At 52.8% G+C, this 13310-nt stretch carries 11 protein-coding genes and 1 pseudogene; 1 reads left to right on the top strand and 11 read right to left on the bottom strand.

What is annotated here, in order from left to right; translation table 11 throughout:
- Positions 1 to 211: 211 nt before the first annotated feature.
- The 7 genes from H8Z83_RS14015 to H8Z83_RS13985 all read right to left on the bottom strand — a co-directional run bounded on the left by H8Z83_RS14015 (position 212) and on the right by H8Z83_RS13985 (position 7052).
- A complete protein-coding gene (locus H8Z83_RS14015) occupies positions 212 to 1789 on the bottom strand; it encodes a tyrosine-type recombinase/integrase (protein ID WP_187015607.1) in 1578 nt (525 codons plus the stop codon).
- Positions 1753 to 2955 (bottom strand): tyrosine-type recombinase/integrase, encoded by a 1203-nt coding sequence (locus H8Z83_RS14010; protein WP_187015606.1) that lies wholly within the window; start codon positions 2953 to 2955, stop codon positions 1753 to 1755. The genes H8Z83_RS14015 and H8Z83_RS14010 overlap by 37 nt, the downstream gene beginning before the upstream one ends.
- Complete coding sequence (locus tag H8Z83_RS14005; protein WP_187015605.1) at positions 2956 to 3258, bottom strand: hypothetical protein; 303 nt, start codon at positions 3256 to 3258, stop codon at positions 2956 to 2958. It lies immediately after the preceding gene.
- A 117-nt stretch (positions 3259 to 3375) separates the two neighbouring features.
- Positions 3376 to 5343, bottom strand: a complete 1968-nt coding sequence (mobP3, locus tag H8Z83_RS14000; protein WP_187015604.1) for a MobP3 family relaxase — start codon at positions 5341 to 5343, stop codon at positions 3376 to 3378.
- On the bottom strand, positions 5331 to 5744 hold the full coding sequence (locus H8Z83_RS13995) for a hypothetical protein (protein ID WP_187015603.1): 414 nt from the start codon (positions 5742 to 5744) through the stop codon (positions 5331 to 5333). The genes mobP3 and H8Z83_RS13995 overlap by 13 nt, the downstream gene beginning before the upstream one ends.
- Positions 5745 to 6432: 688 nt before the next feature.
- The gene (locus H8Z83_RS13990) at positions 6433 to 6846 is read right to left on the bottom strand and encodes a helix-turn-helix domain-containing protein (RefSeq protein ID WP_187015602.1); all 414 of its coding nucleotides are present in this window, start codon (positions 6844 to 6846) and stop codon (positions 6433 to 6435) included.
- The gene (locus H8Z83_RS13985) at positions 6843 to 7052 is read right to left on the bottom strand and encodes a helix-turn-helix transcriptional regulator (RefSeq protein ID WP_187015601.1); all 210 of its coding nucleotides are present in this window, start codon (positions 7050 to 7052) and stop codon (positions 6843 to 6845) included. The genes H8Z83_RS13990 and H8Z83_RS13985 overlap by 4 nt, the downstream gene beginning before the upstream one ends.
- A gap of 514 nt (positions 7053 to 7566) precedes the next feature.
- Between H8Z83_RS13985 and H8Z83_RS13980 the strand changes: the two genes are divergently transcribed.
- The gene (locus H8Z83_RS13980) at positions 7567 to 8535 is read left to right on the top strand and encodes a DUF6076 domain-containing protein (protein WP_187015600.1); all 969 of its coding nucleotides are present in this window, start codon (positions 7567 to 7569) and stop codon (positions 8533 to 8535) included.
- A gap of 90 nt (positions 8536 to 8625) precedes the next feature.
- Here the strand turns inward: H8Z83_RS13980 and H8Z83_RS13975 are convergent, their stop codons facing one another.
- The 4 genes and pseudogenes from H8Z83_RS13975 to H8Z83_RS13960 all read right to left on the bottom strand — a co-directional run.
- Positions 8626 to 9495: a BRO-N domain-containing protein gene (locus H8Z83_RS13975; protein WP_187015599.1), complete on the bottom strand. Its 870-nt coding sequence runs from the start codon at positions 9493 to 9495 to the stop codon at positions 8626 to 8628.
- 16 nt (positions 9496 to 9511) lie between these two features.
- A complete protein-coding gene (locus tag H8Z83_RS13970) occupies positions 9512 to 12349 on the bottom strand; it encodes a UvrD-helicase domain-containing protein (protein WP_187015598.1) in 2838 nt (945 codons plus the stop codon).
- 33 nt (positions 12350 to 12382) lie between these two features.
- Positions 12383 to 13102, bottom strand: a complete 720-nt coding sequence (locus tag H8Z83_RS13965) for a hypothetical protein (protein WP_187015597.1) — start codon at positions 13100 to 13102, stop codon at positions 12383 to 12385.
- 10 nt (positions 13103 to 13112) lie between these two features.
- A pseudogene (locus H8Z83_RS13960) lies at positions 13113 to 13301 on the bottom strand (hypothetical protein); the annotation flags it as partial.
- Positions 13302 to 13310 lie beyond the last annotated feature (9 nt).

Here is a 13310-nt window from a genome sequence, read left to right as displayed (position 1 = left end):
GTGGTCGTTTTCTGCCGTGAGGCTGCGCGTAATTATCAATATCATAGTACCATCGATTTTAGCAAAAGACAAGAATCCGCATTACGCATACGCAATACTGTGATAGAATTATCTTAGTTTTTTACATATTTCATCTATAACAAAACAGGAAGAACAGAGGCAATGATTCCAATCAATCCTCTTCGCCTCTGTTCTTGCACTTCCGTGATTTCTATTTTCTCCCCAACATTGCCGCCACCATCTCATAGTGCTTCTTCACGGTATTCCGCGACAGGCCGGTTCGTTTGGCGATGGTCGAGAATTCCGTGACCTCCGGGTGGAGGCGCATATAGTCCCACAGCTTGCGCTGTGTTTTGGTCAGTTTTGTCGGTGGGGCGATGCCCGAAAGCTGCTCCTTGAGATTTTTGCGTTCCTCGTTCATCTCCGTGATCAGCGCTTTCAGCTTTTCCTCGCACTCCTCGCGGGTGTGGGCGTAGACGTTGCGGGAATGCTGTGTCCCGTCCGGCCATATAGGAGAATAGCGTCCCTCAAACAAGTGGTCATTGAGTTCGCTGATGCAGCCGGTGCCTGGTTTTCTTTTCTTCCCCACATAGGGCTGGAAGTCCACGATGCCTTTCTGCTCCGGCTCCGCTTCTTCCTGCGGCTCCATCTTGCCGATGCTCCGGTCGATGCTGGCGGCGGCTGCGCGCTGCATATCGCCGGTGATGTGGGTGTAGATGTCCAGCGTTGTCACCGCAGACACATGCCCCAGCATGGCGGAAAGGGTTTTCACATCCATGCCGTTTTCCAGCGCCAGCGTTGCGAAGGTATGTCGCAGATCATGGAATCTGACACGCTTGCAGTCTGCCCGCTCCAGTATCGTCTGAAGCCGCCTGCGTGCCACGCCGGGCGTGATCGGTCGGTCCGCCTTCACCGGGGACGGAAACATCCAGCGGGAATCCACCTTCCTGCGGTACTCCCGCAGCACGGCCAGCACCGCAGGCGGCAGCACCAGCTTTCGGACGGATGCCTTGGTTTTGGGCGGGATAATCTGCAATTCGCCGTTTACCGTGTACGCCTGCTTGTTGACGGTCAGCACGCCGGTTTCAAAGTTCAGATCCTCCCATTGAAGTGCTATCAATTCACCCCGCCGCAGACCGGTGCAGAGATCCAGCAGGAACAGCTCGTAGTACCCGTCCGCCTGCGCCTGAATGAGAAATTTCTGCAATTCCTCCCGATCCAGCACCTGCATCTCCTTTGCTTTTTTCGGCGGCAGCTTGCAGCCGATGGCGGGGTTTGTACGGAGCAGATCATCCCGCACGGCCCGTTCCAAGGCGGAGCGGCAGACCGCGTGGCACATCCGCACCATGCGGTCGGAAAGGCCCGCGCCGTATTGCTCCGTCAGACGCTTGCGGCCATTCTTTTTCAGCCGCCCGTAGAACTGCTGTAAATCATTCTGTGACAATTTGTTCAGCGGGATCTTCCCGATCTCCGGCAGGACATGGTTGTGGATGACATTTTCGTAGTTGTTCCGCGTGGAGGCGCGGAGCGTCGGCTTGCTGTGGGTTTCATACCAGTAGCATAGCCAGTCTCCGAACAGCATATCCGGTTTGATCTTTCGGTCATTTCGCCCCACCATGCTTTCAGTGAGCTGCCGCAGTTTCTCCTGACATTCCCGCTTTGTTTTGGCGAGAACATTCTTCGTTTTGGGAAGGCCGCTGTCATCGTAACCGATGACAACGCGGCCCTCCCACCGGCCGTCACTGCGCTGTCTTACGGTGCCAGTTCCGCTTTTCCGTTTCTTTGCCAAGGTCTCAGCCCCTTTCCGAGCAGATCTTCCATGAAGCCGCCAACGATGCCGCTGGCGGCTTTTTGCATATCCGGTGTGACGTGGGTGTAGGTATCCAGCGTGAAGCTGGCGTTGGTATGCCCCAGAATCCCCGACAGGGTCTTGGCATCCACGCCGCTGGCGATGGCGTGGGTGGCGAAGGTATGGCGCAGGTCATGGAAGCGGATGTCCGGCAGTCCCGCCTTGTGCAAAATCGCTTTCATGTGCGTGTAGGCGCAGTTCGGAGACAGCGGCAGCTCCGGTCGGACAGGGTCTGGGAAGATCCATTGCGTGATCGCATTCTCTTTTCGGCGGCGCAAAATTTCCGCCGTGCTGCGGGGCAGGACGATGGTGCGCTCACCGCTGCGGGTCTTGGTCTTGCCCAGCATATCAACACCCAACTTTCGGCTATGAAGGGTGCGGCGCACTTGAAGGACGCCGTTCCGCGCGTCAAAGTCCTGCCACATGAGTCCGCAGATCTCGCCCCGCCGCAGGCCTGTGGTCAGCTCCACATAGAAGAAGTCACCCCATATCTTGTCTTCTCGCACGGCGTCCAGAAAGGTGTCCAGTTCCCTGTCGGTCAGGACACGTTTCGGCGCATGGCTTGCCTTCGGCACCGTTGCGCCCACGGTGGGATTTTTGGCGATGATATGCGCGTGGAGGGCGTCCTCCATCGCCTGGTGGAAGATGGCGTGGAGGCGGTTGATGGTGGTATCCGACAGGGCGGAACCAAACCTCGGATGCTCCCTGACCCGCCCGTTCTCTTTCAGCCTCCGATAGAGTTTCTGCACATCCTGCGATGTCACCAGCGACACCTGTTTGCCGCCGAGCCGCGGCTTGATGTAGTTTTCGATGCAGCTTCGATACCCCGCAAGGGTGCCGGGGCGGACGGTGTTCTCTTTATAGTCCGTCAGCCAACGGTCCAGCCACTCCCCCAAGGTCATGCGGCTGTCCTCGGTCAGGTCCACGTCCTGATAGCGTTCGATATTTTGATGGAGCTTTTCCGTCAGTTCTTTTTGTGTATGCGCATAGGCGTGCTGGAAGATGGGCGTACCGTTTTTCTTGTGGCCCACCACGATGCGGCCCTCCCAGCGGCCGTCCTCCCGCTTGCGCACCATCCCGTCGCCAGCAGGTCTTCGTTTCGACATTTAGTCCTCCTGTTCCGCCGGATGGCAGATGTGTTCTTCTTCCTCCCGCTCGAAGGAGTAGAGCCCGTCTGCCTCCAACTCTTTTGCCATGCCCCACGCCAGCTTGAAGCCCGCCGTGAAGCTCATCAGCTTGGATTCAACCAGCAATGTGTTTTGTGCGTCCAACAGCCGCAGCAGCTTCTTCCGCCCTGCGGCGTCCATGTCCCGCCGCAGTTCCTCTTGGGCGTATTCGACCTGGGCGTACAGTTCTGGATGCGGCTGCCGGTCGAAGCGCTTTTGCAGAGCCTTCATGTAGTCGTACATTGCGGCACCTCCTTTTTGGCAACCACAACACATACCACAACCCGGCGCACAAAGCTACTGTTTTTGCAAATGTTTCTTTGACTATTGCGGCGCAAAAAATGAACACCTCGGCCCACTTTACATATGGAATTTCATTGAAAACCCTTGTTGCTGCTCCGGCTCATGGTCGTCCGGCTTGTGGCCGAGGGCGACGCGCTTCTGCCGCAGCTGCGCCAGCCGCTTGCGGTCGATTTGGACACCGGTGGCAGCGGGAGCCGTGGCGTTGTCACGGAAGATATTGCCCATGTGGTAGAGCAGCCGGGTGGCGGACAACAGGACGGAGGGCGGCTCCTGTTCGCCGCGCTCCATGCGTTTCATGAAAAATTCTGCGTAGGTGTGGCCGTTACCCCGCGCCGCCGCGAACCATTCGTAGGCGGCGTCCATGTCCTTCGGAACGCCCTCCCCCATGAGGGTCAGCTTGCCCAACAGGTATTGGGCGTAGGCGCTGCCGTTATCCGCGGCCTGCCGCAAATATGACACTGCTGTTTCGGCATCTTTTATCGTATTTTTGCCGCTGAGATATTCCTTGCCCAGCCGGTAGGCGGCGTAATCGTTGCCGTTGTCAGCAGAGCGTTTCAGCCAATAGATACCCTTGGCGGGATTATGAACGTCAGCATCGTTGGAGAGGTACAGCTTGCCGAGGGCGTACTGCGCCGCATCGATTTCCTGTTTTGCCGCGCGTTCCAACAGCTTTTGTGCTTTGGCTGTGTCCGGTATCAGCAGTCCGCCGTCGCGGTACGCCGTGCCGATGATGTACTGGGCGTAGGCGTCACCGTCCTCCGCAAGCTGCTCCAACTGCTCCGCCGCTTCGTCCCGTTCCTCCAGAGGGAAACGATCATCGTTGGCCACGCCTTGCAGATCCTGACACGCATAGCTCATGTCATAGGTGCTGATCTGTTCGCCGTCATCCTGCATTTCCTCATCCTCAAAGGAAAACCTGTTCATGCGAATATGCTCCGACTCTTTGATGACGGCGTTCTTGATCTGGCGGAATTCTTTCTGCTGAGACAGCGGTGGGCGCAGCCGTTTCTTCCCCTCGGAATAGTAATCCTCCACCTGGCATTGCAGTTCCCACCATGTCTGATAGCACGCATCCACAGTGGGCAGCCGCGCCATTTGGTCGACGATCTCATCCACCAGCTTCTTCATCGGCTTCGGCAGATAGCCGTAGGTTTTCTTGCCCGCTACGGTGCTGAGTTGTTTGGAGAGTTTCCAGATCATCTGCTCCGCCTCCGGGTGGATGCAGGTCATTTCCCGCATGGCCTTCGCCAATTCCAGCATGGCTTTCCGCGCTTCCGCCACCAGCTCGTCGCGGGACTTGCTTTTCTGCTCGTAGACATGGAGCAGTTCCTGACGGAAGATCTGATTGGTCAGCGTGGACTTGATTTGGCGGATACCGTCTTTGGACAGGTACGCCTGATTCGGCTTTGCCGACCACGCCATCATGTGGACGTGAGGATGATTGCCCTCGTCATGGAAGGCGGCATACCAGCGGAAGTCCTCCGGTGGGATCTTCATTGCCGCGGCGATGTCATTGCGGTGGGTACGCAGTAATGTGCGCCACGCCTCCGCGTGGTTGTAGCCAAGCCGCTCCGCGTCCTCCCGATGGAGGGAGATAATGTGCGTCCACACGTTGCCGGTGTAGTGGTCCAGTTCATCCATGACTCTGTTCAGATCCACGTTGTCATCGTCACCGAAGAGACCGTGTTCCCCCAACCGCTCCGCTCTGGGCCGCAGGGCGATGTACTTGGCGTAGCCATCCATCGAGGAGAGCCTGTCCCAATTCGATTCCAGCGCCAGCGTGATGAGCGCGGACGCCGTCGCTTTTGTCGGGTGTGAGAGGTAGTCCTCGTACTCCATCAGTTCTTTTGCGTCAGGAAAATCCTTCACCAGCTTTGCGATGAGCTGCGTCTGCTTGTTGGTGGGCGGACGGTCATCCGGGATAATCTCCACCCGCTCCCGCGTCGCGATGTACTTGAGATACCCGCCAGCACTTTGCCCAGTGCCGCACTTGATGTACGGACTTTTGACGATCAGCCTTGCCATGCTTCGCTCTCCAGCTCACGGAGCTTTTGCTCCAACCGCAGCTGACCGTTGGTGCGCTTGACGGCGGCGATGCTCTTGGCCCGCTCCTGCCGCAGCACTTCCTCGCTCACATTGAGACTTTGCAGGAGGATGGACATTGCCATGTCCATCTCCACCGCCTGCTTGTAGAGCAGTGACGCGATGCGATCCTCGAAGAGCTTCAGTCGATTGTCGATGGCGGATTGCACCGCACGGGGCAGCGTGGCGCTTTCGCCTGCGGCCAGCATATCCGCGTAGCAGTTCACCGCCTTTTCGATGAATTCATTCTTGCTGCGGCAGTTATCTTCCTGATACCACCGCTCTATTTTTTGCTTGGTCTCCGGCTCCGGCCGGTAGGTCAAGCGATCCTTGTTATCACTCATAAAATGCCTTCTTTCTCGCTAAGACGCCGTCGAAAAGCCTGTATTCATCGGCCTTTCACGGACGTCAGACGCCAATCGTACAAAAAATCTTCCGAATAGACGCCACAACCGACTGCGTTGAAACCCCCGTCAACTGCCCGCACTGCGGGCAGAAGTGACCGGGCAGAGCGTCGGTTCCGACGCCAACCCTTTATCCTGCTATAAATAAAATCCTCCGATAACCGCCCAATCTGCCGAAGTTACGTCCCATACGGCGTGGGAAAGTCCTCTCCAGCGCGGTTTCAAATCACACTCGCACAAACGGCTCACGTTCGCTTTCGCAGGTGAAAGCGGGTACACACGCCACCCCATCTCCTAACCGCGCACACACCGGCTCACACGGCGAAACACGGGGCGTTTTGGATGGGGGTGGTATCACTACCCTCGGAGCGTTTTGCGCGGTTCGGAAACCCTGCGCGGCCGGGACTTAAAACGGCAAACTTTGCCGCTTTTGGGCCTTGGTCGAGGGGAATCTCGAAGAACGCAGAAAGCCTGCGGAACAGCGATGCGTTCATGCGCGTCGCTGTTCCGAGGCGTCGCGGCCCCGCTGGGCTGCGTGATCCCGTTGCTGTTTCTCTTGCCGCATTGATGGGCTTCGCGGTTTTGGTTGCCCATGATAACAGCACGCCGAGAAAGATACTCGCCGGTTTCACACGCCGGTCCGCTCCATGCGTCTTGCCACTCGCTGCCGCTCCTTTGCTCTGTCCACAGCATCCATCTGCCGCTGATAAAACTGGTCGATGGAAAACTGGATCGGCAGGATCGTGTAGAGCAGACTTCCGTTTTGCTTGCGCCCGTCCCTCGTGATGATGCTGGTGCGCTCTGTGCGGATGAGTCCGCGTTCCTCCAACTCCTGCACATACTTCCGCACGGTGTTGTTGCTCATACCCACCGCCTTGCCGATGGTGGCGTAGCTGGGATGGCACTGATAGGTCCTGCGGTCTTCGATGCGGAGCAGGTAACCGTAGACAGCGATCGCACCGTGAGACAAGCCCAGCTGATAGATCTCATTAGGCAGAGGAAAATAGTTCTTGACCGGGTCGCGCTTTGTCCAAGTTCTCATCTGGCACCTCCAGTCTGCCGCTCCACCCACTGCCGGAATTTATCCTTGGGCACCACGAACCGACTGCCGATGCGCACGGACGGAAATACTTCTTCGTGCATCAACTCGTAGGCACTGGAGATGGACACGCCCAGCACCTTTGCCACCAGTTCCGCGTTGAGGAACAGCGGCAATTCATCGTAGCTGTGATAGGTTGATATTTTCAAAATCGTTACCTCCAATAGAATTCAGAGAAAAATTACTTGCGTTTCGGAGGTCCCTCTGTTAGACTGTTTGCAGATGGAGTCTGCGTTTTCCGAAACGCGGCGCGCCGCTGGACTGCTGCAACAGTTCAGCGGTTTTCCTTTTTGCAGGAACGATAGATACCGATCCCCCCTTTCTTAACGATCTTCTGCCACGCACCGTACCCGTTCCTGCCCTGCGGCCTTGTTTGACCCGCACGGCGTTTTCATCTGCCCTGGCACGCTCGACCGCTTTACCGCGGCGTCCTGGCGTTACTTCTCCGGCATGTATCATCTCCGGTGATGGGTATTCAGTTGTCGAGGTGCTTTTTCGGATTTGTGACCGTCTTTTTCATTGACAATCCGCAGTCCTCGTGTTAGACTAACTGTAAATTACTTTTGACAGTCTTTCCGTGTTTGTATGGTAACATACTTTTCACTTCTTGTCAAGACTGTCTGTATTTTCGTATTACGATTGTCTATTTCGAGGTGATCTGCCATGTGGTATGCCAAAATGTATTTCTCTGAGGGCAGAGAGATTTTCCAGTATGATTCCCTTGGTATGCAAGGCGTTCCGGACGTCCAGAAGGAGTTCCCCTTTCTGGAAAGCCTGCTTGCCTTTCAGGAACTGGACTGTGCGGAAGTGACGCCGATACTGCAAAGCATCACTGATAACTGGAGCCGGTTTATCGCAGAGGATGACAGGGACGCACTTGAGAATTTCAAGAGAAAACTGGGGAGGTTAGCCTCCATACACATTTATTTTCGACTTCTCTATGTTCACTGCCGCTACCGCCAGTCAGCGATGTACATTCAAAATGACCGAGGCAGTGCGGAGGATGCGCAGATACTGGACGAACTGCACCAGCTCCCTGAACAGCTTCCGCGGTATCAGCAGCAGATCCAACGCTTTTTTGAGTTGGTGCTGAATGTAGACAGCGCGGGACGGGAGCCGCAGGCACAGGCAGCAAAAAATTATACCTACGATATGCCGAAAGATCCCGGCCTGTTTTGTTTTCACCCTATCCCCCTCAGCTTTGAGCCGGTGGAGCCGGGGCGGTGTTCGCCGGTGCTGTATTCCTCCAGCATCCGGGACATGATCGACTACTCTCTGCGGAGCTGCGTGGAGCGGAATATCACCGTGCGGCGCTGCAAGAACTGCGGACGATGGTTTCCGCAGACCGGGCGGGTCAGCGCGGAATATTGCGAGCGGCCTGTTCCGAAAGGTCAGCAGCGCTGCCGCGACATCGGCGCTCTGAAGCAGTGGACGCTCCGGCAGGCAAACAATGACGCTTTCAAGGCTTACCGCAAGGAATACAAACGGCGCTTTGCGTGGATCAAGGCCGGACGGATCACCGACCAGCAGTTTTACGATTGGAGCGAGCGGGCCAGGGCGGAGAAGGATAAATGTGAGCAGGGCCTGATCTCTCAGAAGGAACTGGAGGTCTGGCTGAAGGAATCCAAATGAAAAAACCGTGTGCTGACCTTGCGGTCAGCACACGGTTTTCTTTGATTATAGCGAGGCAGATTTTAAACCGCCCCATGTAGGGTCTGAATGCTATTTTTCTTTATTTCCCGCGTCTTCCAGCAGATTTGTAACCACTTCGCTGAGCTGTGTGGCGTTCTTGGACGTGATGACAGGAACGCCGGTCTGCGTCTCAATGGCCTTCCGCGCATCGCCAGCCACCTTACCTCCAGCACGGGCCACGTCGATGTTTTCCGAAAGGGTTGCCGGTGCTTTCTGTTTGGAAATTTCCGTGGTGGTGGCCTCCGCCAGCATATTTAGCACCAGCTCCAGCGTGGTCATGTTATCGCGTAGGTTTTCCTTTTTCAAACCTTTTAAGTTTTTGTACTGCCGGGTGGACATCCCCGACCATGCACGGGAGATCTCATCGGTGAGGATTGCGTATTCCACGCCCTTCTGCACGCCGCGGGCGTCCCACTCGTCTGTCAGTTCCTTACGGACCTGAATGGCTTGCAGCCGCTGGTTGATCCACTCGCGGGTGTAGCCTTTCTTGAGGTAGGTTTCCAATGCCCGCTCGATGGTCAGCTCTGGGTCGATGGTTTCCTCGATACGCTCCCGTCCCACCTGTGCCAGCCAGAGTTTGAACGGCTCCGCTTTGGGTGATGGGATGGACTGGATGATACGGAGAAGTTGCTCGGTATCGGCCACATCGGTCAATCGCTTTTTGCCATCCGAAGCGGTCATTTTCAACTGCTTACAATTTATAAGCAGTTGATCTGCGCCCTCGTTATTCAGCCGCTTCTTTAAAACCGCCCAATATGTACTGGCATGACGGGTATCTGGCTGATCCGTCAAAATCGCAACAACATCGACAACGGAAAAGTACCATTCTTCCTTTTCTTCGTCCCACGCTGTGCGGATGCGTTGGTTTTCAAAAAGCTGGATCTTATCATTTGGCTCCATATATGCATTCTCCTTATTAGTCATCCTTCATATGTCCGCTCTCTAACGGCACCATATAGGTGCACTTCTTTTCTTCGTTAAGATAGTTGGTGCAACCATAGAATATGTCACCATTCTTCGGATTCTTTTTGACGATCAAATAACCATCTGTACATTTAGGACATTTCAAAATGTCATGCATGTGCGTCCTGTCATTGGTCATGAAGTCGCAAAGTTCTGCCTCGTTTGTACATATCCATAGATTCAGGCCATAGTTTTTATTAAACTCGTACTTTAGAGGAAAACCGCATACGGGGCAGCGCAAGTTAAACAGGTCCACTACTTGCATATTGATCTCATCATTATGTGGAATATTGAAATCCTTAATGAGTTCTATAAGAAATCTGGATGGTTTCGTTTTAGGTGCCGCGATATATACCCTGTTTTTTGTCCGTGTCATCGCCACATAAAACAATCGCCGCTCTTCCGCAAAGGGCATACTATTGTCCTCATATGTAACGAGCTTAATAATAGGATCATCTTCTATCTGGCACGGGAACCCGAATTTTCCTTCGAACATATTGATCAGAATTACGTTGTCATACCCAAGTCCCTTAGAGCTATGCGCCGTCATAAATGTTATCTTTGCATTAGGATACTTCTCGCTTCTAATCGCACCGCCCGGCAATTCGCTGAACCGATTCGTTCGGTACAGCTTGTACATGTCATAATTGTATCGTCCAATCAACAAAATCGAACTCTGCTCGCCGTACTCAGATAGAATCTCACCAATGATATGCTCGATGGTATCTGCAAGTCGCTCCATAGGTTTGATACTATCATCGAAAACTTCAAGAACAATCGGGTTCTCAAGATGCTTCGGAGAAATCAACTGCTTTCGGATTTGCGAAGTATTTCTTTGTACAAAGCCTCCAGCAATATCGATGAGCTCCTGCGAATTACGGTAGGTATGAGTAATCTTCAACTCCGTTCCAGCCCCCATAAGCTCCAGGAAACGAGTAAATAGCGTAATATCAGAGCCAGAAAAAGCATATATCGACTGCCAGTCATCACCGACCGCAACAACCTTCGCCTGCGTAATTTGAGATAGCCTTTTCGTCAGATTGAATCTCTGCCGAGCAATATCTTGGAACTCATCAATGATGATATACTTGTAAGGGAGCGTGACATTCTGCCGCTCAATCTCCTGCAAATAGAAGTGTGCATCATTTATCATGTCTGCAAAGTCTATCTGATTGCGCTGTTTCAGCACGGATTGATAGTGGTGATACACCTGCTCGGCAATATCCAGAAACAGAAGCGTTCTCGGATTGTCTGTTCTTTCTCGCAAAACAGCGAAGCCGCCATCGTCATAACCAGTTGTTTTGTATTGCTCAATAAACTTCATCATAAAGATGATCAGCTTATAAATGTACTTGTCTTTCCCGGTTTCTACAATCTTCTTATAGACTTCTTCCAAATTACGAGGCTTTAGAATAAAGCCCTCATTTTCAAGCACTTCTTTCAGATGGTCCAGAAGAGGACGCCGATCCGTATAGAAGGACCATGTTTCCAGTAATGTAGTTTTATTGGTCTTATGAATACGACGCTTATCACTAATGGCACGGAGATAACGCTGCCTCTGCTGCGGGGTAAACAGGCTGTTGTAGCCGCTCTCGCTGAGTGCATAGTGCTCCAGCCAAACGCTATGCTCCCCCTGCGAAATATAGAAATCGGGCGTGTATTTTTTGTTACGAGAAGGTGATCCAAAGGGATACACTTTTTCATACTCATAATCCAGTCCGTTCAGATACAGAAAGTTTGCAATTTGCACTTCCTGCATGGAACGCAGATATTCTCCGGTTATGGTCCGAGTCTTTTTTGTGCGCTGCTGTTCGACTTTTTTGATGTATTCGCCCAGACCGCTTTTTAGTGTTTCAAAGTCCTGCGCCGCTTTGTAGAGGTGGTATTGATTCAAATCCGTAAATTTGAAAACATCCTCGGACAAATCAAAGTAATACCCTAAGAATAAAACGAGATTGCGCATGAGCTGCTTGTTGTGAAAAATCGACTTTTCCAGCATATCAAAAATAATCTGCTGGGAAGAAAAATTGATCTCAGGCGGTTCTTCCGAAAACTGTTTCACAATATCATATGCAAAAGCATGAAAGGTGCAGATCTTTGCGGGAATACCAAGTCCCTTATTGATTCGATCACGCAGTTCTCCAATTGCCTTGTTCGTATAGGAGATCACAATGATCTCTCCCGGATCTATACTCTTCTTCTCAACCAGATACTTGACCTTTGCAGCCATCGTTGTGGTTTTTCCCGCACCTGCACCAGCTACTAACAGGCAGTAGTCATCATCGGTAATTACTGCACGGCGTTGCTCTTTATCCAGCTGGATATTAGGGTCAATCTGTTTTAGGATATTGTCAAAATAGTCTTTATCCCGCTCCAGCGCGCGGTCCACATATGTGGTATTATGCGCCGTAATATCTCCATCCAAAGATTGCATCTGGCGCAAGAAGCGGCGCAGTGAGTCGATATCAACTCGTATCGCCGCAGCGTTATTGCAGACATATTGAAAAATAAGCTTATTGGTTAGGCTCTCGTTGTATTTTCCATATGTATCCCGCAGCCTCTGCGCATCTCTGTGCGAAATATAGTGTTCTGCTGAAAACAACTGGGCGTGGTCTCGTTCGAAAGAAATCAGGACGTTTTGCAGATTTTTGTAATCCAGTCCCGCCTCTTTCATGTGCGGAGTATTCTTACTCAAAGAGGAAAAGTATGATGCTGGCAGCCCGCAGTGAGGGCATTTTTCAGCTCTGTCGGAAATTGAATTTCCACACTCCAGGCAACGAATTAAGGCCATATCTGTGTCCTCCTTGTGGCATCGCAAAGTAAACTATGCGTCAAATCCAAGCTTTTTCAGTCTTCCTCGTACCGCCGATGCGCTGCGCTTTAGGGTAATGGCGATCTCACTCACCGGTACGGACTTCTTATATAGGTCAATGAGGCAGTCGTCATGATCTTTCGTCCATGGAACGCCTTGCATCTGTGTCTGCATATTCTCTGCTGTGAGAATTGCATCCAGATTGTCTATGATAAAATGCTGCGCGGTATTGTTGTAAACGACAACCTGATAGGGTCCGTTGCTGCTCGTTCGTTCTTCCACGGAAATGCCGTTTTCTTCGCCAATTTTTGTCGGCCTTTTCGTGTGCTTTCCGTCTGGTGCGAGTGCCCATTCCATCATTCCAATTTCCGTGAGCCACGTGAGGATTCCTGAATAGGTAAGTTTTTGCATAGCATCATTGTCGGATAGGGCGTTTATCCGTTTGGCGATTTCGCTGGCCGGGATAGGCACCTCAGTATAGGCAAACTGGCTTCTTTTCTCCATGGGGATTTCAAGAGGAAGCTTTTTAAGTTTCTTATTCACAGCCGACTTTGTCCCGCCATTTTCAATTACCTGCCGCAACACGTCAGATACGAAGAAAAAGCAACGTGATAACCGAACATTGTTGATAAGATCATCGTCTGGAGCCATGGTGTCATCGATGGGATTGATGCCATTCGCCAGCTTGTCCATATACATTTTTGCCCGTTCTATTTTTTCAAGTTCAGTCATACGCTCCTCCTTATCCCACAACCAACTTATTCGTCTTCTTCAAGAACTTCGCCGGGATCGGGCGGTCCAGCTGCCAGGTGATATTCATCGGCCTGCTACCCTCATGCTTCACATAGTTCGCCATGCCCAGATAGGTATACGCCTCCGCACTGCCAATCACATGGCCTGGCTTAAACTCACAGGCGGACAGTAACACCTTAAGTACATT

It is taken from the genome of Dysosmobacter segnis (genome assembly GCF_014297285.1).
Classification (GTDB): Bacteria; Bacillota; Clostridia; order Oscillospirales; family Oscillospiraceae; genus Oscillibacter; species Oscillibacter segnis.
Note: the sequence above shows the minus strand (reverse complement) of the source record. Positions and strands in the feature narration are given on the sequence as shown.